A 24,144-nucleotide genomic window follows, 5' to 3' on the forward strand; every position below is an offset into this window, starting at 1 on the left:
GGACATCTCCTTTATATACCACGGATCGGTAAGACCCAGGGCGAGTGCGAATATTTCCTTGGAATTTTCCATCCCCCGAAAATAACAATTTACTAACTTACCCACTCAAAACACGATAGAGCCATTTTTTTTTTGATACGGCCTATTTTCTTTGCCCGGGGAAGTGAAGGTATGGGGTAAACGCCCGCTCTTTTATGGCTTGCGCTACGGAAAACACCCTGTTTTCCCTACCTCCCGTGCAGCCTTGCGGAAAAAGTTGTGGCCCAAGAATATATCCTTATTTTTGCCTACCTAAAATTCAAGACGATGAACGCTTATGTATTTCCCGGACAGGGCGCCCAGTTTGTGGGGATGGGCCTGGACCTTTACGAAAGCTATCCCGAGGCCAAGGCCATGTTCGAGGCGGCCAACGGCATTTTGGGCTTCCCGATCACCGAGACCATGTTCAATGGCAGTGCGGAGGGCCTTAAGGAGACCAAGGTGACCCAGCCGGCCATTTTTCTGCATTCCGTCATCATGGGCAAGGTCATGGGCAATGCGGTTGCCCCGGACATGGTTGCCGGGCATTCTTTGGGCGAGTTTTCGGCCTTGGTGGCCAATGGCGCCCTGGCCTTTGAAGATGCCCTGGTCTTGGTCTCCAAAAGGGCGCTGGCCATGCAGAGGGCTTGTGAAGAGGTGCCCGGCACCATGGCCGCTGTTTTGGGGCTGGAAGATGCCGTAGTGGAAGAAATATGCGCGGCCACCCCCGGGGTGGTCGTTGCCGCCAACTATAATTGTCCCGGGCAGCTGGTCATTTCCGGCGCCGTGGATGCGGTGGCTGCCGCCTGCGAAAGCCTTAAGGAGGCCGGGGCGCGGCGTGCGCTGATGTTGCCGGTGGGCGGGGCCTTTCACAGCCCCTTAATGGAGCCGGCCCGGGAAGAACTGGCGGCGGCCATCGAGGCAACGCCCTTTTCCCGGCCCAACTGCCCCGTGTACCAGAACGTCACCGCCACAGCGGTACGGGAAGCCACGGAGATACAGAAAAACCTGATGGAACAGCTCACGGCCCCGGTGCGTTGGACGCAGAGCGTGCGCCAAATGGTGTCCAATGGGGCACAGACCTTTACCGAGGTGGGCCCGGGCAAGGTGCTCCAGGGGCTGGTGCGCAAGATAGATGCCTCTGTGGCCACTAAATCCCCGGAACTTTCTTGATTTAAACTGCGGTTCGCCGTGCCTGTGTTTAAACCTTAAAAAGTCAGTTTTAAGCGGTTCTGGCTCGGTTTGCCCTTTTTTTTTGTAATATTGATGCCCATTTCTTGGGTATGAAAATACCTACCAACCTTTTTTGAGCCCCCCATTAGAACATTGACGCTATGCGATTGAACAAAAACCTTGGGTTCCCGAAATTGGTGTCTCGGCCTTTTTTCCGTTGGTGCGCGTTGTGGTGCACCCTCATTTTTCTAATGGTGTCGCCCTCGGCCCTCGGCCAAGTCGATGTGACCATTACCGCCACCCAGTTCCCCGCCGGGGAAGCTGGTCCCGTGAACGGAGAATTTACGATAACGGTTAACAACGTTATCCCTTTATCTTTTTCGGCCACTCTTTTTCCAGTGAACTTGGTGACGGGTTCGGCAAGTACCGCCACCGCTGGAGATGACTATACCCCCCTTGCAGCCTCGGTCTTGATTCCAATACCCGCTTTTCAAACTTCTGGAAGCGCCACTTTTCCGCTTACCGTTTTGCAAGATCAGTTGGTGGAGGACGACGAATTTGTAAGATGGCGTATTTTGCCGGACCCACCCAATTATGGAACATCGCAGCCCTTTGCGGACATTGAGATTTTGGATGATGACGTGGCAGGCTTCACGGTCACGGAAACGGGACCAAACACCACCACTTCAGAAACGGGCACCACGGACACCTTCTCGGTGGTTCTTAACGCGCAACCGCAGACCAATGTGGTTATACAGGTGACCCCGCTTGCAGGGTCCGCAGGTGAGGGCACGGTGAATCTCCCAAACCTCACTTTTACCAATGTGGACTGGAACGTACCCCAGGTGGTGACGGTCTCGGGCGTGGACGATGCCCTAGTGGACGGCCCACAGACCTATGATATTAGATTGAGGGTGGCAGACAATGCCAGCGATGACTTCTTTGACGACGTGCCCAATCAATTAGTGTCCGTTACCAATGAAGATGATGATGACTTTACGGTTACCATTACGACAACAGAGGCCACAGCTGTGGAAGGGGGCGCCAATGGGGAGTTTACCATAGAGCTGGGGGCCGACAATGATACGGGCGTGCCCGTTCAGGTAAACCTGCAGCCTGGCGGTTCTGCTGCAAATGGAACGGACTACAACACTATTCCCCCTTTTGTGGCGGTACCCAATGGGGATGATTCGGTAACCATTCCCGTGGTGGCACCCACGGACAACGCGGTGGAACCAACCGAGACCGTGATTCTGGATATTGCTCCGGGAGCATATGTTGTGGGACCAGCCAACACCGCCACGGTGACCATTGACAACAGTGACGCTTTCGTGGTCACCGTTGCGGCCAGCGTGCCCACGGCTGCCGAAGGGGGTGCCAATGGGGAATTTACGGTAGATGCCGGTGCGCTGAACCAGACCGGTGCTCCGCTAGGGGTGTTCAATGCTCTAAGCGGCAACGCCACGGATATTCTGGATTTTGATCCCATTCCCAACCCCATCATCATTCCCAACGGCCAGCAACAGATACCTGTCCCGGTGATCGCCGTTAATGATCCTCTTGCAGAAGGCCCTGAAGACGTAACGATTACCCTTCAGCCCAACGCGGCCTATGCCACGGGAACGGCCAATTCTGCCTCGGTGACCATCGTGGACAATGATGTGGCGGGCTTCACCCTATCCGAAACCAACCTGTCCACCGTGGAAAATGGTGGGCCGGCCACGTTTACCGTGGTGCTGGATGCAGCGCCCGCTTCCAATGTGGTCATCTCGGCCACTTCTGGGAATACCGGCGAGGGCTCCGTTCTTCCGGCCACCTTGACCTTTACCTCGGCCAATTTTGCCCAGCCCCAAACGGTGACCGTTACCCCAGTGGACGACCAGGTCTTGGACGGTGATCAAACCTATGACATTACCCTCTCGGTGGTGGACGCCAATAGCGACGATGTTTTTGACGATCTTGCAAACCAAGTGGTGACCGTGGTCAACGCCGATGACGACACGGCCACAATCTCCATAGCGGACGTCGCTGCCAATGAAAATGTGGCCTCTGGGAACTTGGAGTTCATAGTTACCCTGGATGTAGCTGTTTCTGGGGGCTTCACCGTAGGTTACAGCTTTACGGACGGTACGGCCACCGGCGGAGGGGTGGACTACACCGGTACCGCCGGCACCTTGACCTTTGCGGGCAACGCCGGTGAGGTGCAAAACATTGCGGTGCCCTTGAACAATGACCAATTGCTGGAAAATACGGAGACCTTTACCGTGCAACTGGCGGCCCCCTCTGTACCAGGGGTACAACTGGCGGGAACCGGTGCCGCCACGGGCAGCATCAACGATGACGACAATTGCGTGGAAGCTCCGATTTTGGACACCTCCGTGCCCACTGTTTTCTGTGGGGACACTTCCTTGGGAACCTTGTTCCAGAACACCACGGTCTCCAGTTTGAACGATTACACCAATACGCTCGCGCCAGCCGGAGCCCAGCTGCGCTGGAGCCGGGTCTCCAATCCTTTGAACGAAGATGCCTATCTGTTGCCGGCCGAAGTGGCCGATCCCGGCGTGGAGGGATCTTATTTCGGTTTCTTTTTGGATGACAATGGAACACCCAATGATTTTACGGACGATTGTGCCAGTGGGGTCATAGAAGTGGAATTGGTGTTGAACGCCATTCCAGATGCACCTGTTGTGGCAGACGTTGAACGCTGCGGACCGGGCACGGTGCTCTTGAATGCCACTTCAGGTCCGGACGCCTCCATTAATTGGTACCTGGATTTAGATGGAACAACCCCTGTTTTTACTGGAACGGCCTTTACGACACCGGTCTTGACCGAGACTACCGTATTTTATGTGGAGGCCGTGGAGAACGATTGTGCCAGTGATAGAATTCCCGTTACGGTCACCGTTGGGGCGGCCGGCGATATCATTACGGGAACGGATGGCAATGCCTGCAGTGTTCCGGCCAATGGCCCTGCCATATTGGATTTGGACAATAGGCTGTCGGGCACTGCGGTAGGGCAATGGACCATTAAGGTAGATGCCACCAACTCCCTGGTCATTGACCCGGAAAACAATGTGGATTTTACCGGGCTGCCCGCTGGCACCTATGAATTTACCTTTACCACCACCAATTTCACCGCCCCCTGTGTGGCCCAGGTGGTGGATGTGGTCATTACCGTGGACGACTGCAATACCGATGACGACAACGACGGCCTTTTCGGTGGGCAGGAAGCGGTTCTGGGCACCGATCCCAACAACCCGGACACCGATGGGGACGGCATTGAAGATGGTGTGGAAGTGGGCACTGATATTGGCAACCCCCTGGACGAGGATGAGGACGGCATCATTGATGCCCTGGACTCCAATATCCTGGACAGTGATAACGATGGGGTGAACGATCAGCAAGATCCAGCCAATGAAAATCCCTGCATTCCCGACAACTCCAGCCCCGACTGTCCCGTAGATCTGGTGGTGACCAAGACGGTAAACAACGAAAATGCCCTGGTTGGCGACAATGTTGTTTTTACCATTACCCTGGAAAACCTGACGGACAAGGAGGTGGTAGCGGCCGTGGTGGGCGACTTTTTACAGAACGGATTTGCATTCGTGTCCCAAACCGCCTCCCTGGGCAACTATGACGAGGTAAGCGGGGAATGGTCAGTGGCCAACCTCCCGGCCTTGGGCACGGCCACCTTGGACATTGAAGTAGAGGTATTGGAAGGGGACAATTATACCAATGTGGCAGAATTGCTGTCTTCCGTTCCCTTGGACGAAAACACGGACAATGACGTTTCCGAAACGGTGACCGTGTTCACCGAAGTGCGCGAGGGAGTGGACCTCTCCGTGACCAAGGAAGCCATTCCCAGTACCCAGATCGTGGGGCAGACGGTGATCTTTGAGATTATCGTAACCAATGCCTCATTGAACGACGAGTTGGTGGACATCACCATCTCCGATGTGCTGGGGCCCGGTTTTGAGTATGAATCGGACACCGCCACTTTGGGCAGTTATGATCCCCAGACGGGCCTTTGGACCATACCCTCCCTGGCCTTGGAAGGACAGGCCATACTCCGCATAACGGCGCGAGTGCCCACAGTGGGCAGTTTTGAAAACACAGCTTCCTATACCCGTTCTTCTCCGCGGGATGGGGAACCCAGTAACAACAGTGCCACGGTGGTGGTGAACGTTATTGAAAAAACAAGGGCCGATCCCGGGTTCCTGTACAATCAATTCTCGCCAAATGGCAACAACCAGAACGAGGTGCTGCGCATAAATCTTGAAGACCCGGACACCGGGCTCACGGTAAACATCCGCTATGACATCAGCATCTATGACCGTTACGGGAATTTAACCTACCAAGCGGAGAAAACAAACGATGGCGATGTCTGGGACGGGTTAAGGGATGGTAAGGAAGCACCGGAGGGCACCTATTACTACATTCTCAACTACAGTATTGATAACGGACCCCAAGTAACGGACAAAGGGTGGATACAACTCATAAGATAATGATGAAAGGGTTTGGTGCTAACATAGTAAAACACAGGGTTGGCTTTCTTGTCCTTGCCGTCTTTCTGGGTTGGGCACCCGGGGCGCACGGGCAGAAAGAGCCCCAATATACCCAATACATGTACAACATAGGCAGTTTTAACCCTGCTTATGTGGGCACGGTGGAGACCGCGGAGATCATTGGCCTGTACCGGGCCCAATGGATAGATATAGAGGGTGCGCCCCGCACCATTAGGGCCGGGGCCAATTTGCCGTTTAAGAACGAGGTCATGGGGCTGGGCATCAATGTGGTGAGCGATAACCTGGGGCCGGTATCACAGACCTATGCCGACGTTTCCTATTCGTACCAAGTGAACCTTACCGATGCCACCAAACTTTCGTTTGGGATGGATGCCGGGGGTTCCTTTCTCAATGTCGATTTCTCAAAGGGCACATTTGAAAATCCCGGGGAGCCCTTGAACCTGGACCGGATCAATAGGTTTTACGCCACCATTGGCGCCGGGGCCTTTTTGTACGGGGACAACTGGTACCTGGGCGCCTCCATTCCCAATTTCCTTACCGAAGGGGTGTACAATGATGAGGTGGCCAGTGTGATCGAGGAGAAGATCCAGTTCAATTTTATAGGGGGCTACGTGTTTAACCTTTCCGACGATCTGTTGTTCAAGCCGGCGTTTTTGATCAATACCCTTTCCGGTGCCGCCTTGAACAGTAACCTGTCGGCCAATTTCTTGATTTCGGACGTGGTCACGGCGGGGGTATCCTATCGTTTGGACAATGCCATCAGTGGCCTGGCGGGCATTCAGATAAGCAGTGGCATTTACGTTGGATATTCCTACGATTACAACACCAATCTTTTGGGTGAGTTCAACAATGGGTCGCACGAGATCATCCTGAAATTTTATTTGGGCAAGGGCGGCGCCAACAACAACAAGGACAAGAAGGACAAAAACGATAAGGGCAAGACCAAACAGATAGATACCCCACGTTTTTTCTAGTGCTTTGGGCAACGTCTTGCAGGAAAGGGGCAATGATGCCCTGGGGACAGAGGAATGTTAGAAAACAAGAGAGGGTAAAAGAGGATAAGAATTATGGCTAGAGTATTGTGCACGTTGCTTTTCATTATGGTGCCGCTCATCACTGTTGGGCAGGAGAGAACCTCTAAGGCAGATGAGCTCTTCTATGGTTACAGGTACGCCGAGGCCATAGCGGCCTACAAGAAGGAGGGACTAAAAGAACCGTTGACCCCGCAGCAACGCCTGAACTTGGCAGATGCTTATTTTAGGACAGATCGGTTCAGGGATGCTTCAGAGCTGTATGTGCAGCTCAGTGAGAAGGATACCGTGATGACCCCTCATCACGTGAACAAGATGCTTCAGTCCTTTTCAAAATCTTCCCAGCCCGAACGCATTGGGGTTTTTCTGGGCACCCGGTCCCAGGAACTCTCCAAAGCACTATTGGAGAATGCCAATTTCAACAAGGAACTGCTGGCGTCCCCGCAACGGCCAAACCAGCTTAAGGTGATGCCACTGACCCTAAATACGCCCTACATGGATTTTTCGCCTGCCTTTTATGAAGGGAGCCTACTGTTCAGCAGCAGCAGGCCCAGGGACAGTAAGTTGGTGTACGGGCCCAGTGGGGAGGCCTACCTCAATATCTATGAGGCCGCTATTGGGGAAAACGGGGACATTGGGGCGGTCACAACCTTTGCCAAGATCCCCGATAGCCGCTACCATAAGGCCACCCCTTTTTACTCCCCGGCCCTGGACAAGTTTTTTTACACGCTTTCCAATACCGAAAACGGGGAAATGGCCTTTGATGAAAATGGTAAGAACGCCTTGGGCATAGGAATGGCCAAAGGGCCGGGCACCCAGGGTTTTGTGCTCAAGGACCTGAGCACCTCTTTTTACTATCCTTTTTATGACGATGCCACCGAGCGCCTGTACTTTGCCGCAAACTTTGGCGATGGCCAAGGGGGCACGGATATTTACTATGTTGAGACCAACAAAGGACAGATCATGTCTTCTCCCACCAATTTGGGGCCCAGGATCAATACACCGGGGAATGAGATTTCTCCCTATCTGTACAACGGCAGCCTGTATTTTTCGTCCGATGTTTTTTACGGAATGGGCGGGATGGACATTTACAAATCAAACCTTAAGAAGGACGGCGGTTTCAGCATCCCCGTAAACCTGGGCGTGGGCCTCAACACCTCTGCGGACGATTTTGGTTTCATTATCCGTTCCAATGGCAATGGGGGGCACAGCGGTTACTTTGCCAGTAACAGGCCAGGCGGTAAAGGTGCAGATGATATTTATGCCTACACTTTGGCAACGGTCCCCGGACTAAAGACCTTTGCCTTTAGCGGCAATGTGGCCAACCAGATCACCAACCAGGGCCTGGAGGCCGTGACGGTAAACCTCTTGGCGCCTGATGGCACGGTGTTGGTGCGCACCCTGACCGATGCCAACGGGCGCTTTGAAATGGAGGTGCCGTGGCAGGACGGGGTTTCCCTACAGATCGAAAAGGAGGGCCATTCTAGCTACAGCAAGGCCTTTTCGCCCCAAGAAATGGACATCCTTCAGGAAAAGGGGCTCCAAGTTCCGTTGGTGCGTCTGGAAGACCTGCTCACCAACGCGGAGGGAAAAACGGTGCTGGACCTGGAAAAGTTCTATTTTGATAAGGGAAAGAGCCAGATCAACGCGGCCATCTCCGCGCAGCTGGACAAAGTGGTGGCCGCGCTAAAACAGTTTCCGGAGCTAAGGCTTGCCATTGAGACCCATACGGACAGTAGGGGAAGTTCCAACTACAATCTGAGGCTCTCCCAAGAGCGCTCGGATGCCATCAAGGCCTATCTTGAGGCCAATGGCGCAGAAAGGTCCCAGATTGCCGCTTCCATTGGGTATGGGGAGACCCAGATCACCAACAACTGTGTGGACGGTGCATATTGCCTGGATTTTCTGCACAAGCAGAACGAAAGGACCTTGATCGTGGTGCAAAACAACTGAACGGCCCCAACCATTGCGTGGCAAGGGAGGTGGTTCCCGGTTTTGGAGGTCCTTGGGCACACCCCTTTAGGCTTTGCCCCGTATGAAAAGTTGCGGTTTGTAAAAACGCTGTTGCCTGTCCGTGGCAAAAAGGAAACACCTTCCCGGCAGGTTCATGAGAGCTCTTCCCATAGCTTCTTTCATTTCAGTGGTGGCATTCCAATGCAAGACCGGGAAGGGTGGGTTTGGAGCAGGGCCCACGGTGCTTATCTTGAAAGCAGGCACTGCTCACAGTCCTTGACCTCACCGTAGTAGGTATTGCGATATTTGTGCAGGGTCTTAAGGGGAAAAATGAGCAAACGTTTTCTAATATAGGTCACCTTGGTGTGGAGTATGCCCATTTTCTTGGTGTACCTCTTTTCTGTTTTGGTTATTCTTTCAACGTTCATCAACTTCATAAAAATCCGTTTACATTGGCACAAAAATGGGAAGAAAAAGGCCTGTTGTCAAATAAATTCTGTGATACCCATAACAACGGGTTTTACGGGTTTTCATTGCACCAGGACAATATAAAAATAGTAGACGGCAAAGAGCGAGAGAAATACTATGCCCAGGTAGGTGAGCCATTTTAGGGGTCTGGGGGGCTGGAATTCCAGGGCCATGTCCGTGCTGGTCACGTTCTTGAGGTTCATATATCCTATTACCGGTGCCACCACAAAGGAGACAAAAGTGGCCAGGGCCACCAATTGGCCCATATTGCCCCCAAACAGCCAAATGACCAGGAAATTGATCAAGGCCAATAGGATCACGGTAAAGGAGAAAAGCCGTTTGTTGCCACTTAGAATTTTTTTTGGGCTCAAAAGCTCCGCGATGTCCAAGCCCACCCGGGCAATGGCGTCATGCGCGGTCATGCAGGTGCTGAACATGGTGGCAAAGGCAGATACGGCAATGAAGGGGTAGGCCCATTGCCCAATATGCGTGGTGAACAGGGACACCACCTGGTCCGCAAACTGAACCGCATTGCCGCTGAGCTCGGTACGGGTGCCGTACAGGGTGTACCAACCGATCACCAGGAAAAAAATGGCGAGCAGTGCGGTAAGGACGTAACCGGTATTGAATTCCTGGAGCGACTGTTGTAGGGTGGGTTTCTTTTGCACTTTCCATTTTTCCAAGCTCCATAGGCTTACCCAGCTCGAGGCTTCCACGGCCGTGGGCATCCACCCCATAAGGCCTATGATAAAGAGCACGCCGGCACCATCAAAGAGCGGCAGGGGCTCAAAATCCTGGGCGGCCTCTGTCCGTCCCTTGGCCACGACCAAAAAGGTGGTGGCCAAAAGAGCAACAAATAGAATGCCCACCACCATTTTAAGGCTTAGTTCCAGAAAGCGATACCTGCCAATGATCAGCAGGGCACTGATAAAGGCAAAAAGGCCAAAGGCCACTGAGCCAATGGAAGCGCCATCCAATTTAAAAAGGTTGATGAAAAGACCGGCGGTAACCGTATAAAGGGCCGCCAATAGGGTAAAAATGGTGGTCACGGTAATGGCCGCATAGAACCACAGATACCCTTTGCCACGGTTCAGGTAGCCTTGGATCAGGGTGGTGTTGGTAACGCTGGTGTACCGCACGCCAAACTCAAAAAAAGGATATTTTAGCACATTGGCCAAGATGATGGGCACGATCATGATCCACCCGTACTGGGCACCGGCCTTGGTGGAGAGCACCAAGTGCGAGGTCCCAATGGCCATGCTGGCAAACAGCAGCCCGGGCCCCAGATTTCTTATCAGTGTTTTCATATGGCGCGCTGGTTGGGTGGTAAATTAATCAATGGTCACTTTTTCTCCAAAAAATTTGGGTTGGGTCTGTAGGGCCAAATCGACAAAAACTTTTACCCTGGCCAGGGATTCCCTGACCCTTACCCTAAGGCCCGCCTCGATGGAAACGTCTTTTGCATTGAAACCAATGGCCTTGAGCCCTTTTTTGCCGGCAAGGTAAATGGCCCTCTCGTTGTGGAATTTTTGGGAAATGACCGTAACGCTGTCCAAGCCAAAGATTTCCTTGGCCCTGACCATGGAGTCCAAGGTGCGGAAACCGGCGTAATCCAAAAAAATCCGGTCTGCCGGTATGCCGGCGGCTATAAGGTCTTTTTTAATGGTGTTGGGTTCGTTGTAGTAGATGCTGCCATTGTCGCCACTGGCCAGCACAAATTTTATTTTGTTCGATTTGTATAGCAGCGTAGTGGCAAGGATGCGGTTGGTGTAGTAGGGGTTGGGCGCCCCACTCTTCAATCTTTTGGAGGTGCCCAGCACCAGTCCCACTTGCTGCGCTGGAACATCTTCAAGCTTGTCATACATCTTGTCTTTTGCGTAATGCGCAATGACGTAGTGGCTGGTAAGGAGCGCAAGGCACAACAGTGCACCAAATGCGGCAAGACCCCAGCCCGTTGTTTTTTTTAAAGAAAGCCCCATAGTTCCCGTAAAGATACTAAATAATGAACCCTCCTTTTTGTTTTTTGGTGGGGCCCCCGGGGATGACGGTTTGCCGGGATGGCCCGTATGGCGTGTCCGTTCCATTCCCGGACTGGGCCAATCCACGGTGTTCTTGATGTTCACGGCAAGCGTTGGCCCATGGGTTCAAGGTTGCCCATAGTGCGTGTTGGGACGGATGGCTTAAACCAAAACGATTTGCACGTTCCGGGAATGGGCCCTGCAAAGCGCTCGGTGGCCTGTGGGGCTCTTCTGGTTTTGATTATCTTTGGGTTTGGGCCAAAGACCAGAGCATATGAAGAAGTATTGCAGTTTTTGTTTGATATTGTTCCTCGTTTTTTCTTGCAAGGATAAAAAGAACACGGAAGGGGAAGAGGCGGCCAGTGGGGTGCCGCCCAAAACAGCACATAAATATACCAACGCCTTGGTCAATGAGACCAGCCCCTACCTCTTGCAGCACGCGCACAACCCGGTGAACTGGCTGCCCTGGAGCGAGGGCGCCTTTGAGAAAGCCAGGGAAGAAGGGAAATTGGTGGTGCTCAGTGTGGGCTATACCTCCTGCCACTGGTGTTACGTGATGGAACAAGAATCCTTTGAGGATGAGGAGGTGGCCAAGTTGATGAACCAAGACTATATCAGCATAAAAGTGGACCGTGATGAGCGCCCTGATGTGGATGCCGTGTACCAAACGGCCCTGCAACTGGTCAAGGGGTCCGGCGGCTGGCCCTTGAACGTGATCATGCTGCCCAATGCCAAACCCGTGTATTTGGGCACCTACCACGAGAAGGAAAATTGGATGGCGGTCTTGGCCAATTTTAGCAAAGAGCACCGGGAAAACCCGGAAAAAATGCAGGAATATGCCGATCTGCTCACCCAAGGAGTCCAAGAGGTGTACGAAAGTCCCGAAAGCGCTTCGGCCTCCTCCAAGATCTCCATGGAGATGATCGACAATGCCGTACAGCGGTGGTCTTCCCTTTGGGACAGGGAACGGGGCGGAGACCGCGCACCGGAAAAATTTGTGGTTCCGGCCAAGGTAAGCATGCTGTTGGACCATGCCGTGCTCACCGGCGATGTCCAGGTGCGGGCCCACGTGAAGAAGACCTTGGACAACGTGCTCATGGGCGGTCTGTACGACCATCTTGGCGGTGGGTTTTTCAGGTACAGTACCGATCCGGACTGGAAGGTGCCCCACTTTGAAAAGATGTTGTACGACAACGCCCAGCTCTTGGGGCTTTTTGCCGATGCCTACAAAGTGTTCGGGGATCCTGCCTACAAGGAGGCGGTGGCCAGCACCTTTGCTTTTTTGCAACGGGAGATGAGGGGCAAGGAAGGCGGGTACATCAGCTCTTTGGACGCCAGTATAGACGGAGAGGAGGGCCTTTTCTATACTTGGGACGCCAACACCCTAAAAACGGCCCTCGGAGCTGATTTTCCTCTTTTTGCCAAATACTACAACATCCATGCGGAGGAAGTTTGGGAAAAGGGACGCTACATCCTTTTCCGCAGGGACGCCGATGCGATCTTTGCCAAGAAAAACGGAATGGACGTGCCGGCCTTGATGGCGCTCAAGGAGCGCTGGCACCAGCGCCTGTGGAGCGAGCGCGCCAAACGGGTGCGCCCCAAGGAGGACGACAAAATCATTACTTCTTGGAACGCACTGTTGATCAATGGACTGGTACGGGCCCACAAGGCACTGGGGGAGCCCAAATACCTGGATGCCGCCTTGGCCACCTTTTCTTTTTTGGAAGAGCACAATGTGCAGAACGGTGCCTTGGTACATTCCTATAAGCGGAGCAGTAAGCAAGATCAAGTGTTTTTGGAAGATTATGCCCTTTTGGCCAATAGTGCCCTGCAGCTCTACGAGGCCACCTTGGACCCCACCTATCTGGATACGGCCAGGAAATGGACGGCAACGGCGGTGGACAAATACACGGATGCCTCCGGTCTTTTTAAGTATAGCCAGAACAGTGCGCTGATATCCAACGTGGTGCGCAAGGAAGATGGGGTGCGGCCCTCGTCCAATGCCATAATGGCCCAGAACCTCTATTGGTTGGGCCATTTGGATTACAATACGGATTACCGTGATCGGTTCAACGATATGGTTTCCCGGATGCAGGGAGATTTTATGGAATACCCGCAAAACTATGGGCTCTGGGGCAGTTTGTTCATGTACCGCGCCTTACCGTTTTATGAAATCGTAGTGGTGGGGCCCAGGGCCAAGGAAATGATGGCGGAATTGGGGCGGTACCATCTGCCCAACACCTTGTTGGCCGGATCTACGGTGGCCAGTGGGGAACCCCTTTTCAAGAACAGGTTCACGGAACGGGGCACCTTGGTCTATGTGTGCCAGGACAATACCTGCAAACTGCCCGTGCCCACCGTGGAAGAGGCCCTGGGCCAGCTCAGGGAATTTGGTTACAAGCTGCCCGAAAGCATAAACTTGGGTGTTGCGTTTTAAAGTTGTCACCTAGAGCTAAACACCCTGTCTTTAATGGAGCTTCTTTTAATTGGTTTCCCTTTTTAACCCATCCTCGGGTGATTTGGCCAAGTAGGAATGTGTGGAGCAAAATTGGTCTTACGTTTTTTTCTTTCGGCCAAAGCCAAAAAACTTCCTTCAATGATATCCTTGTTTTGTTTGGGTCGGGGGCATTTTAGGGTTGTTCAGTGCCGGTAAGTCAGCCCAAGCAAAATCAAAATAAGGGTTGTTTTTAAATGAAACCTTCAAGAATTCTTTCCCGTACCTCTTTGAGGTAATTTCTGCCAATGCCATATTCCACATTGTTTATGAGCAGACTGTTGGCGGTAATGGAGTTTACCTTGTCCACTGCAACCGTGAAAGAACGATGGATTCTAATGAAATCATTGTCCGGAAGCTGTTCGGTAAAACTGGTCAGGGATTGGTGCACGGTATATTCGGAATCAATGGTTTTTATGGTAATGTAGTCTTTTAAGCTTTCCACAACCAAGATTTCATCCAGGTGGATTTTTTGCATTTTTTTCTTTTCAACGCGCACAAAAAGATGTTCCCTTTCTTTGGCGTGCGCCACCGATGGGGACCGCTTTGGGGCAAGTTCCAGGACCCTTCTTACGGCCTTTAGGAATCGGGGAAGTGGGATGGGTTTCACCAGATAGTCCACTGCTTCAAATTCATAGGCTTTCAGGGCATATTTATCGTGTGCCGTGGTAATGACCACAAAGGGTTTTTTGGTCAGGTTCTCAAGAAAGCCAAAACCGTTCAATACGGGCATGCCAATATCCAGAAAAATGATGTCCACATGCTGGGACTTTAAAAAGTCCAGTCCGTCCATGGCATTTCTGAATGTTTTTACAAGATCAAGTTCCTGTACGTGATCAATATAATTGGCGATCACTTTTACGGCCAAAGGTTCGTCGTCAATGATAATGGCCTTTAAACTCATTTAACCTTTATTTTGAGATTAGCGGTATAGGTATTTTTCCCTTCCTTTAGCGCGAGGTCATAGTGGCTTCTGTCATAGCCCAAGCTAAGCCGTTTTTTTATGTTGGCCAATCCAATGCCACCTTTCCCGTTTTGGGTCGCATTTATTTCCTGTGGAACGGAATTATGCACTTCAAAATACAAAAAATCATCCATTACCACCAGATTAATCTGAATAAAGGCGTGCTCCACCGTGTTTCTGGCGCCGTGCTTAAAGGCATTTTCCACAATGGGAATCAAGAGCATTGGAGCTATTTTCGCACCCTCCAAGGAGCCATTGACGCTCATGGTCAGCTTTAAGGAATCGTCAAAGCGCACACGCTCAATGGCCACGTAATTTTTTATGCTTTCCACTTCCTTCTCCAAAAGTTGCAGGGGTTGGTTGGTGGAATAAAGGAGGTAGCGCATCAAAGCGGAAAGTTTTAGCAAAAGCCCTGGGGCCTTATCTGATTTTTCCAAGGTAAGGCTGTAAATGTTGTTCAGGGTGTTGAAAAAGAAATGCGGACTGATCTGTGATCGAAGAAACTTGATTTCAGAATGCATTTGCTTTTTCTCCAGGTCATTGAGCCGCACTTGTCCGCGAAGCCAGTCTACCGTTAGTTTTATGGCGGTAACAAAGGAGAGCACATAAAGCTCGCCCAACATCATGTTCACGGCATAATTGAATGTGATGCTGTCTATGGGCTCCGGACCCTCTGGCCAAACGTTGGTGCCCACCAAATAATAGGTAAGGTTGAAACGAACGAGCAGGGCGGTGACCAGGCAACCCAAAATGACGAGACCGTACGCTACAAACTTTCTTTTAAAGAGCAGTCTGGGCATTAACCCATAGATGTTGAGATAGCAGAACGGGATGTGAATGAGAAAACTGAGCAGGTTGGTCTTAAAAGCATACGGGTAGTCATGGAAATAACTGCCCCAGCGCACGGTGTTAAAAGTGAAATAAAGTACCCAGAACAGAATGTGGTGCCAAAACAATATTTGGTATCCATCTTTGTTTTGACGCTCAAGAAACGGACGGGTACCTTCTATGGCCATGGATTTTTTTTGAAAGTTATTTTCTCTTGGACCTGCCCATTTTACTAGACAGAGGCAGATGCATTTGTGCAAGATTCGATAATGTTGGTCAAATTACCAATTAGTGTGGGTTTTTGTAATCATTTCCGTGAAATTTTAAGAAGTCTTGTCTCATTTTTATTCTTTTTTTGGGATGATGAAGATGAATTTGGTGCTCCCCAAACCGCGGTTCGTGGCAGTTTAGTGGTTGTTTATGGAAATGTTTGGATAAATGCTAGCAAAATATGAATTTTACCTCTTTAACATCATATTAACTAACTCAAAAAAGTATGAAAATGTTACTGAATGTAAAGGGGGTCTTCTTTTTGGCTGCCTTTTTTGGTTTTTCGGCACTTTTGGCCCAGACCAAGACAATTACGGGAACTGTTACAAGTGCCACGGACAACATGCCGTTGCCTGGTGTGAACGTAGTGGTGGATGGCACCACCAACGGAACCCAGACCGATTTTGACGGTAATTACACCATTGAGGCGGCAGTGGGCGACGTGCTGGTGTTCTCTTATTTGGGAACCAGGCCACAGTCCATTACGGTGGGTGCTGCCAATACCATTGATGTGGTCATGGAAGAGGATGCCAGTCAACTGGATGAGGTGGTGGTCACTGCCCTGGGTCTGGAACGTCAGGCTAAATCCCTTTCCTACGCCAACCAACAAGTGGATACCGAAGAACTTACCCAGGCACGTTCCGTGAACGTTCTGGAAGGACTCAGTGGTAAGGTGGCCGGTATCTCGGTGACGCAATCCGCCGCCGGTGTCGGTGCGCCAACCAAAGTCGTTATGCGGGGCAACAAGTCCATTGACGGTAGCAGCCAGCCCTTGTACGTGGTGGATGGGATCTTGCTCAATGGCGACATCAACAACATAAGCCCAGATGATATCCAGGAAATTAGCGTACTTCGCGGGGCCAACGCCGCCGCTCTCTATGGCAGTAGGGCACAGAACGGAGCCATTGTGATCACCACCAAAAGTGGCAAGGGTGCCCGTGAGGGGGTTTCTACCACTTTGGGCTTTACGGCCACGATGAGCACTCCCATACACCTGTTGAATTTCCAAAATGAATTTGGCCAGGGAGCCGGTGGGTCTTATTCGGAAGTGGCCACAACCTCTTGGGGCCCACGATTTGATGGCAGCCAGGTGGCCCATTGGAGCAATAACCCCAACTACCCTGATTTTGGCGGCACGTATGCTTACGAGGCGCAACCAGATAACGTAAAGGACTTCTTTAGAACCGGTCACCAACTGGCCACCAACCTGGGGGTGAACATGAACGGTGAGAAGAGCAATGTCTTTTTGGGATACACCTTTACCGATGCGGGTGGCATTGTCCCCGGCAACAATTTGGACAGGCACAGCATCAACACCCGGGTTACCTCCAATATTACGGAAAAGCTTCAGGTAGATGCCAAGATCAACTACATTAGGGACAATTTTGACAATGTGCTGGCTACTGGGGAAGGTTTTGACAATCCCATGCGCTATCTCTACAAAATACCAAGGAACATCCGCACCCAGGATTTTGCAGATTTCCAGTTCATCAATGATGAGGGAAAATTGAGACAACATTATTTTCTGCCCCAGTTCAACGGTGGTGGCAACCCCTATTGGACCATAAACAACAGGACCAACCCCAGACTGGACGAGCGCGTTCTTGGTCTGTTGTCCTTGAAATACAATGTTACGGACGATCTTTCCGTACTGGTGCGCTCTGCCTTGGACAGGACCAGCCGATCGGAAGAAATTTTCTGGTACAATGACACCTATACCGTGGCCCAGTTTGGGCAATACAGAAAGGCGGCCAGCAACGAGTTCGATTGGAACAATGACATCCTGGTAAACTACAAAAAGAATTTGTCCGAGGATTTTAGGATAGATGTTAGCGCGGGTGCCAACCAACGTTTCTTCAAGAGCACCTACCTGCAGGGCGAGGGGCGTAACTTTACAATAGAAAATTTCTTTGCCCTCAGCAACACCCAACAGCCATTGGCCACTGAGCGCCTAGACCGTTTTGAGGTACAGTCCGTTTATGCATTGGGCGAGCTTTCCTATAAGAACGCCATCTTTTTGAACCTTACCGCAAGAAACGATTGGAGCTCTACCTTGCCGGAGGACAACAGGTCTTATTTTTACCCATCCGTGGGTTTAACGGGTGTGGTCACGGACCTGGTGGATTTGAGCAGTACGCCCTTGAGCTTCTTGAAATTGCGGGCCAACTGGGCCGAAGTGGGTGCGGATACCGACGCCTTCCGCCTTTCCAGAAGGGCAGACATCCGTTTTGGAAGTCTGGACATCAATCCTACACAGCCCAATCCGGACCTAAGGCCGGTAACCACCCAATCCTTGGAGCTTGGTTTCGACTCGCGCTTCTTTGACAATCGCCTGAGATTTGATCTCACCTATTACAAGATCAACTCTTTCGATCAGATATTCAGTACCCCAACACCCGTGGGCTCCGGTATTGCCAGTCTGTTCCAAAACGGTGGGGATATCCAAAACCGGGGTTTTGAAATTGTCTTGGGAGGCACCATCATAGATGCACCGGATTTCACCTGGGACCTGGACCTTAACTGGGCCAGAAACGTGAACGAGGTATTGGCCATTGCCCCAGGTTTTGATAGGTTAACGGTAAGCAGTGATTTTATCAGGGATTACGTCTTGGAAGTGGGCGGCCAGTTCGGTGACATTTATTCCAGGGGCTATGAGCGGGATGGAGATGGCAACGTCATTGTGGATGACTTTGGCCTTCCCATTATTACCCCGGGAAGGGATGCCGTGAAGGTGGCCAACTTTAACCCAGATTGGCTGGCCGGTATCCGTAACTCTTTTACGTACAAAAATTTCAATGCCAGTTTTCTCATTGATATCCGTCAAGGGGGCAGCGTAACCAGTTTCTCCGAAGCCATTCTGGCCCGGGACGGTGTTCTGGACTATACCACCGAGGGCCGTGATGGCGGTTTGGTGTTCGGCGATAATTTCTTTTCAGGGGAAACCGCCGTGCGCCAAGATGGATCGCCCAACACCGTTGCGGTCACAGCCGAAGATTTTTGGAATAGGGTAGGGGGTAGAAATACTCCGGTAGGTGAAGCCTTTGTCAGGGATCTGAGCAACATACGCCTAAGGGAACTTGTTTTGGGCTATACCCTTCCGGAAAGCATCCTGTCCAACACGTTCTTGACCAGGGCAAACGTTTCCTTGGTGGGAAGAAACCTTTTCTTCATCAGCAACAAGGCAGAGAACTTTGATCCGGAGATACTCGGTGGCACGGACAACGAAAGTGAAGGCCGTGAGGCTTTTGCCTTGCCCACCACAAGGAACATAGGGGTTTCGATCAACTTGTCATTTTAAAAAAAAATTGTAATTTAACTTGAAAAAAATGAAAAACAGATTCACACAGTTGCTGCCCGCACTGCTTATTTTGGCCTTACTGGGTAGTTGTACGGACGATTTTACGGAGCTGAACACCGATCCCAAGAACTTTACGGAAGATGCGGTGACCTCATCGGAGTATCCCCTATTTGTGAAAAGGGCGCTCTACACCCCCAACTACATGCCTTTTGATCAAGCAAGGGGCCCGTTTCAACTGGGGCATTCGCTATTTGCGGATGTGTATTCCAACTATTTTGCCACCACGGCGCCCAACTTCAACAGTGACCAGTTCGAGTTGGTGGGGGGTTGGCTCAATGGGGCTTACCGTTATTTTTACCAGCGTGCGGCACCAAATATCAAGTTTGCCGAAGATACCGCTGCAGAACAGGGTTTTGAGGTAGAGAATGCGATGATGAAAGTATGGAGGGTGTATGCCTATCACAGGGTCACGGATTATTGGGGACCCATTCCCTATTCCCAATTTGGCAATTTGGAGAAAAAAGTGCCCTATGATTCCCAGGAAGACATTTACAATGACTTCTTCACCACGCTGGGAGAGGCCGTTGCCGTATTAAAGGCTAACGCGGGGGCCACATCTTTCTTGGCTTCCAATGACGTGATCTACGGGGGTGATGTGGATTCTTGGTTAAAGTTTGCCAACACGCTCAGGTTGCGTCTGGCAATGCGGGTGCGTTATGCAGACCCTTCATTGTCCCAAACCAATGCCGAACAGGCCATTTCAGATGGCGTGTTCACCACCAACGAGGATAATGCGGTGATCCAGACCAACATCAATTTTCAAAACTCCTATAACACCATTACCCAATGGGGGGAATTTAGGATGAGTGCCGATATGGAAAGTATCCTCAAGGGATACCAAGACCCCCGAATTGCCAGTTTTGCGGCTCCCGCCGCAATTCCGGATCCAGCGGATGATCCTGCCGGTGTGGAGTTCCCCTATGAAGGAATGAGAAATGGACAGACAGCGGAGGCCAAAGCCACCACAAATTTCAATGGGCTGGCATCCAACATGGCCGATCCCTACACCTTGGGTGGCGATCCAGGACCGCCATGGGTGGTCATGGCGGCTGCGGAAGCATTCTTTCTAAGGGCAGAAGCGGCCCTTTTGGGTTGGAATGCGGGAGGCAGCGCGGAAGAGCTGTACAACCAAGGAATTGTGGCCAACCACGTGCAATTGGGCTATGATGGCAACAACCTCAGCGGGGACGACTACGTCACCAGCCCCTTGACCCCAGCCTCTTATGACGGGGCCACCCCGCCAGTGTCCACCGTACCTGTGGCCTACAACGCTGCGGGATCCGAGGAAGAGCAGCTGGAGCAGATCATTACCCAAAAATGGATAGCCCTTTGGCCCGATAGTGAAGAGGCCTATGCTGAGCGCAGAAGAACGGGCTACCCAATTTTGTACGACCGTTTGAACAGTTTGAATCCGGATATACCCGTAGATGAAATTCCACGTAGAATGACTTATACGGCCACAGAGTATGCAGACAATACCGAAGCTGTCCAAGAAGCCGTGGCCAACCTCTTGGGAGGGCCCGATCTGGGAACCACAAAGCTTTGGTGGGATAAGAAAAACTAGCGTTGGATTGTTAAAGACAAAAGAATACCAATATGCTCCATATTGGTATTTTTTTGTTTCAAACGGCCGGTATTGCCCGTGATGGGGCAATGCCCACACGGCCATAATCTCCCTAGAAATGCATAAGATGAAGAAATACGCCTATACGTTTGTGCTTACCCTTTTGTGGGCACTTTCTTGCACCCGTGTGGATGAAAGCAAGTTGTTTTCCCTAATGCCCCAAAGCCACACCAACATTACATTTACCAATGTCCTGGGAGAGACGGAAGAGTTCAACGTCCTGGAATATGGGTATATGTACAATGGTGGTGGCGTGGCCGCCGGGGACCTGAACAATGACGGGCTCATCGATCTTTATTTTACGGGCAATATGGTAGGTAGCCACCTGTACCTTAACCAAGGGAACATGGAGTTCAAGGAAATGGCCAAGGAAGCGGGTGTCTTTGCCGAGGGGCTTTGGAACACTGGGGTTACCATGGCAGATGTCAATGCAGATGGTTTTATGGACCTCTACGTGTGCCGATCGGCAGCCCAAGCCCCCAGTAAAAGGCGCAATCTGTTGTTCATAAACAATGGCGACCTCACGTTTTCCGAAAAAGGGGAAGAATACGGGGTGGCAGACACAGGGTATTCCACCCAGGCAGCGTTTTTCGACTATGATTTGGATGGTGACCTTGATCTTTATGTATTGAACCATTCCACTCAGGAATATGCCGGTTTTGGCCAGATCACGCCAAGCCTAAAAAAACGTTCCAACCCCGATTTTGCAGATAAACTGTACCGTAACGATAACGGCACCTTTGTCAATGCCACAAAAGAATCAGGTCTGGTAAGCAATGTGCTGGGTTTTGGTCTGGGCCTGGCCATTTCGGATTTGAACAATGATGGATGGCCAGACATCTATGTGTCCAATGACTACAACGAACAAGACTACCTCTACATCAATGACAGGGACTTAACATTTACAGAATCCTTGGCCGCCTATATGGGCCACACCCCTTTGTTCTCCATGGGCAACGATGTGGCAGATCTGAACAATGATGGCTATATGGACGTACTTGCGTTGGATATGCTCCCCGAGGGCAACTACCGCCAGAAAATGGTATCGGGGCCGGACAATTATGAAAAGTTCAGCAAACTGCAGGCATCAGGGTTTTACCATCAGACCATGCGGAACATGCTGCAGTTGAACAACCAGGGTCGTTCCTTTTCCGAGATCGGCCAATTTGCTGGGGTGTCCAATACCGACTGGAGCTGGGCCGGCCTAATGGCAGATTTTGACAATGATGGCCATAAGGACATTTTTATCACCAACGGGTACAAGCGGGACTATACCAATATGGACTTCATGAACTTTGCGGTGCAACAGAAGCTCAATGAGGACAGAACCGGGACCAAGACCTCCATTCTGGACTTGGTGCAGGAAATACCGGCCACGGTGGTTCCCAATTATATGTATGCCAGTAACGGAGACCTCACGTTTGCCAAAAAGAACAAGGACTGGGGCTTTGAGCGGGAATCACTTTCCAATGGGGCCCTCTATGCCGATCTGGACAATGATGGCGATTTGGATTTGGTGGTGAACAACATAGATGAGCCCGCCTTTGTATATAGGAACAACACGGACAAACAACGCACGCACAATAACTTGCAAATAAGTTTGGAAGGACCGGAAAAAAACCCCTCGGGAATCGGTGCCAAGGTGCGCGTATCTTCCCAGGGCAACCATCAATACCAAGAACAGATGCCTGTGCGTGGCTACCAGTCGTCCATGATCGGTCCGCTCACCTTTGGCTTGGGCCAGGCCCAGGCCGTGGATAGCCTTACCGTCTTTTGGCCCGGCGGCAAACAGCAGACGCTTTTCAATGTCCCGATCAATACCAAGGTGGTGCTTCGCTTTCTGGAGGCATCCCAAGTTTCGGAGACCGAGAGGCCCGCACCTTCCGCCTATTTTAAAGAAGTGGAACGGACGGGGCTCCTTCCATTGGCGCATAGGGAAAATGAGTACAATGATTTTAAACGAGAACGTCTATTGCCCCAAAAGCGATCTACCCAAGGGCCCAGGTTGGCCACGGCAGATGTGAACGGGGACGGGTTGGAAGATGTTTTTGTTCCAGGGCCCATCGGTGAACCGAGCCGACTTTTGTTGCAGCAGAAAGATGGCGGATTTAAAGAGCACCAAGACCAAGTGTTTGCACCTTTGGCAGCAGCCGAGGATGTGAATGCACTGTTTTTTGATGCCGATGCAGATGGAGACCAAGACCTTTACGTTGTCAGTGGCGGCAACGAGCTGGAGGCAGGGGATATGCTGTTGCAAGACCGTCTGTACCTCAATGACGGAAAGGGAGGCTTCACGGAGAAAAAGGACGCCCTCCCGGAGATGAAAACCAGCGGACTCGCCATAGCCGTCAATGATATGGATGGGGACGGCGATCTGGATGTTTTCGTGGGCGGCCGTTTGGTGCCGGGGCAATATCCCACCGCTCCCCAAAGCTTTATGTTGCAAAACAATGGTACGGGCACCTTTGGCATACACACCAAAAAATGGGACGCCCAAGAAGGACATCTGGGTATGGTCACGGACGCGGCCTTTGCAGATATGGACGCAGATGGCAAAGAGGAACTTGTGGTGGTTGGCGAGTGGGAGCCCATAAGAATTTTTGAGTATACGGAGGAAGGATTTAAGCCCAAGGGTACGGTTAAGGGTCTTGAAAACACGGAGGGCTGGTGGAACCGCGTTTTGCCAATGGATGTGGACGGGGATGGGAAGATGGACCTGGTGTTGGGCAACCACGGCTTAAATTCACAGTTGAAGGCCAGCCAAAAGGAACCTGTTTCGCTTTACCACTCGGATATTGACGGTAACGGCTCCATAGACCCTGTTCTCACCAGTTTTATACAGGGCAAGGAATATCCCGTTTTTTCAAAAGATGACCTGACCGATCAATTGGTGGGCCTTAAGGGAAAATATGTGAACTATTCTGATTATGCCAATGCGCAGATGGAGGATATCTTTACGGAACAAGAACGCTCTTTGATGGATACGCTCAGGGCACGGACCTTTACCAGTGGCATACTTAAGAATATGGACAACCTTTCTTTTCGTTTTGAGCCCTTGCCCGCAAGCGCCCAGTGGGCGCCCATTTTTGCGATGTATTCAGAAGATGTGAACAAAGATGGGCTGCAGGACCTTATTTTGGCCGGTAACTTTTTTGGCTCTCGGGTAAAATACGGTCGTTACGATGCCAACCGGGGGCTGCTGCTGCTGGGCACGCCGGAGGGCGCCTTTTCCGAGGTAAGTCAAAATGAAAGCGGCCTGCACATAACCGGGGAAATCCGTGATGTTGTGCGGCTAAGAAAGGGAACAGGCGAACCTAGGTTTCTTTTTGCACGTAACAACGGCCCCATAAGGGTATTTAAACTAAACGGTGATGATGGGAACGAGCGGTAACGTACATGCTGCATTTATTTTATGGTGC

The 24,144-nt window shown here is 51.4% G+C and carries 14 protein-coding genes; 9 read left to right on the forward strand and 5 right to left on the reverse strand.

Annotated features, from left to right (window positions below):
• The first annotated feature begins 306 nt into the window (after window positions 1–306).
• From fabD to ACKWCC_RS07490, 4 genes are all read left to right on the forward strand, one after another.
• Window positions 307–1,191 carry an ACP S-malonyltransferase gene (gene fabD / locus ACKWCC_RS07475; RefSeq protein WP_413995293.1) on the forward strand — a complete coding sequence of 295 codons (885 nt, stop codon included), beginning with the start codon at window positions 307–309 and terminating at the stop codon, window positions 1,189–1,191.
• A 161-nt stretch (window positions 1,192–1,352) separates the two neighbouring features.
• Window positions 1,353–5,696 (forward strand): Calx-beta domain-containing protein, encoded by a 4,344-nt coding sequence (locus ACKWCC_RS07480; RefSeq protein ID WP_413995294.1) that lies wholly within the window; start codon window positions 1,353–1,355, stop codon window positions 5,694–5,696.
• Window positions 5,696–6,691 (forward strand): PorP/SprF family type IX secretion system membrane protein, encoded by a 996-nt coding sequence (locus tag ACKWCC_RS07485; protein ID WP_413995295.1) that lies wholly within the window; start codon window positions 5,696–5,698, stop codon window positions 6,689–6,691. Before ACKWCC_RS07480 ends, ACKWCC_RS07485 begins: the two co-directional genes overlap by 1 nt.
• A 93-nt stretch (window positions 6,692–6,784) precedes the next feature.
• Window positions 6,785–8,701, forward strand: a complete 1,917-nt coding sequence (locus ACKWCC_RS07490; RefSeq protein WP_413995296.1) for an OmpA family protein — start codon at window positions 6,785–6,787, stop codon at window positions 8,699–8,701.
• 245 nt (window positions 8,702–8,946) lie between these two features.
• Here the strand turns inward: ACKWCC_RS07490 and ACKWCC_RS07495 are convergent, their stop codons facing one another.
• The 3 genes from ACKWCC_RS07495 to ACKWCC_RS07505 all read right to left on the reverse strand — a co-directional run bounded on the left by ACKWCC_RS07495 (window position 8,947) and on the right by ACKWCC_RS07505 (window position 11,148).
• Window positions 8,947–9,138: a hypothetical protein gene (locus ACKWCC_RS07495; RefSeq protein WP_413995297.1), complete on the reverse strand. Its 192-nt coding sequence runs from the start codon at window positions 9,136–9,138 to the stop codon at window positions 8,947–8,949.
• A 93-nt stretch (window positions 9,139–9,231) separates the two neighbouring features.
• Window positions 9,232–10,476: an NRAMP family divalent metal transporter gene (locus ACKWCC_RS07500; protein ID WP_413995298.1), complete on the reverse strand. Its 1,245-nt coding sequence runs from the start codon at window positions 10,474–10,476 to the stop codon at window positions 9,232–9,234.
• A gap of 24 nt (window positions 10,477–10,500) precedes the next feature.
• Window positions 10,501–11,148, reverse strand: a complete 648-nt coding sequence (locus tag ACKWCC_RS07505) for a SanA/YdcF family protein (protein ID WP_413995299.1) — start codon at window positions 11,146–11,148, stop codon at window positions 10,501–10,503.
• A gap of 313 nt (window positions 11,149–11,461) precedes the next feature.
• Here ACKWCC_RS07505 and ACKWCC_RS07510 point away from each other — a divergent pair, with 313 nt between their 5' ends.
• Window positions 11,462–13,624: a thioredoxin domain-containing protein gene (locus tag ACKWCC_RS07510; RefSeq protein ID WP_413995300.1), complete on the forward strand. Its 2,163-nt coding sequence runs from the start codon at window positions 11,462–11,464 to the stop codon at window positions 13,622–13,624.
• 250 nt (window positions 13,625–13,874) lie between these two features.
• Here the strand turns inward: ACKWCC_RS07510 and ACKWCC_RS07515 are convergent, their stop codons facing one another.
• On the reverse strand, window positions 13,875–14,585 hold the full coding sequence (locus ACKWCC_RS07515) for a LytR/AlgR family response regulator transcription factor (protein ID WP_413995301.1): 711 nt from the start codon (window positions 14,583–14,585) through the stop codon (window positions 13,875–13,877).
• A complete protein-coding gene (locus ACKWCC_RS07520; RefSeq protein ID WP_413995302.1) occupies window positions 14,582–15,661 on the reverse strand; it encodes a sensor histidine kinase in 1,080 nt (359 codons plus the stop codon). The genes ACKWCC_RS07515 and ACKWCC_RS07520 overlap by 4 nt, the downstream gene beginning before the upstream one ends.
• An 81-nt stretch (window positions 15,662–15,742) precedes the next feature.
• Here ACKWCC_RS07520 and ACKWCC_RS07525 point away from each other — a divergent pair, with 81 nt between their 5' ends.
• The 4 genes from ACKWCC_RS07525 (at window position 15,743) to ACKWCC_RS07540 (ending at window position 24,116) form a co-directional block, all read left to right on the forward strand.
• On the forward strand, window positions 15,743–15,928 hold the full coding sequence (locus ACKWCC_RS07525; protein WP_413995303.1) for a hypothetical protein: 186 nt from the start codon (window positions 15,743–15,745) through the stop codon (window positions 15,926–15,928).
• 41 nt (window positions 15,929–15,969) lie between these two features.
• The gene (locus tag ACKWCC_RS07530) at window positions 15,970–19,041 is read left to right on the forward strand and encodes a SusC/RagA family TonB-linked outer membrane protein (protein WP_413995304.1); all 3,072 of its coding nucleotides are present in this window, start codon (window positions 15,970–15,972) and stop codon (window positions 19,039–19,041) included.
• A 28-nt stretch (window positions 19,042–19,069) separates the two neighbouring features.
• Complete coding sequence (locus tag ACKWCC_RS07535) at window positions 19,070–20,665, forward strand: SusD/RagB family nutrient-binding outer membrane lipoprotein (RefSeq protein ID WP_413995305.1); 1,596 nt, start codon at window positions 19,070–19,072, stop codon at window positions 20,663–20,665.
• Between the two features lie 118 nt (window positions 20,666–20,783).
• Complete coding sequence (locus tag ACKWCC_RS07540) at window positions 20,784–24,116, forward strand: VCBS repeat-containing protein (protein WP_413995306.1); 3,333 nt, start codon at window positions 20,784–20,786, stop codon at window positions 24,114–24,116.
• Window positions 24,117–24,144: the final 28 nt, after the last annotated feature.

The sequence above is a fragment of the Maribacter aquimarinus genome (assembly GCF_047345505.1).
GTDB lineage: Bacteria > Bacteroidota > Bacteroidia > Flavobacteriales > Flavobacteriaceae > Maribacter.

Bases quoted from the DNA above. Each gene is read 5' to 3' on its own strand.
- fabD (WP_413995293.1), top strand. From the start codon at position 307: ATGAACGCTTATGTATTTCCCGGACAGGGCGCCCAGTTTGTGGGGATG.
- ACKWCC_RS07480 (WP_413995294.1), top strand. From the start codon at position 1,353: ATGCGATTGAACAAAAACCTTGGGTTCCCGAAATTGGTGTCTCGGCCT.
- ACKWCC_RS07485 (WP_413995295.1), top strand. From the start codon at position 5,696: ATGATGAAAGGGTTTGGTGCTAACATAGTAAAACACAGGGTTGGCTTT.
- ACKWCC_RS07490 (WP_413995296.1), top strand. From the start codon at position 6,785: ATGGCTAGAGTATTGTGCACGTTGCTTTTCATTATGGTGCCGCTCATC.
- ACKWCC_RS07495 (WP_413995297.1), bottom strand. From the start codon at position 9,138: ATGAAGTTGATGAACGTTGAAAGAATAACCAAAACAGAAAAGAGGTAC.
- ACKWCC_RS07500 (WP_413995298.1), bottom strand. From the start codon at position 10,476: ATGAAAACACTGATAAGAAATCTGGGGCCCGGGCTGCTGTTTGCCAGC.
- ACKWCC_RS07505 (WP_413995299.1), bottom strand. From the start codon at position 11,148: ATGGGGCTTTCTTTAAAAAAAACAACGGGCTGGGGTCTTGCCGCATTT.
- ACKWCC_RS07510 (WP_413995300.1), top strand. From the start codon at position 11,462: ATGAAGAAGTATTGCAGTTTTTGTTTGATATTGTTCCTCGTTTTTTCT.
- ACKWCC_RS07515 (WP_413995301.1), bottom strand. From the start codon at position 14,585: ATGAGTTTAAAGGCCATTATCATTGACGACGAACCTTTGGCCGTAAAA.
- ACKWCC_RS07520 (WP_413995302.1), bottom strand. From the start codon at position 15,661: ATGGCCATAGAAGGTACCCGTCCGTTTCTTGAGCGTCAAAACAAAGAT.
- ACKWCC_RS07525 (WP_413995303.1), top strand. From the start codon at position 15,743: ATGTTGGTCAAATTACCAATTAGTGTGGGTTTTTGTAATCATTTCCGT.
- ACKWCC_RS07530 (WP_413995304.1), top strand. From the start codon at position 15,970: ATGAAAATGTTACTGAATGTAAAGGGGGTCTTCTTTTTGGCTGCCTTT.
- ACKWCC_RS07535 (WP_413995305.1), top strand. From the start codon at position 19,070: ATGAAAAACAGATTCACACAGTTGCTGCCCGCACTGCTTATTTTGGCC.
- ACKWCC_RS07540 (WP_413995306.1), top strand. From the start codon at position 20,784: ATGCATAAGATGAAGAAATACGCCTATACGTTTGTGCTTACCCTTTTG.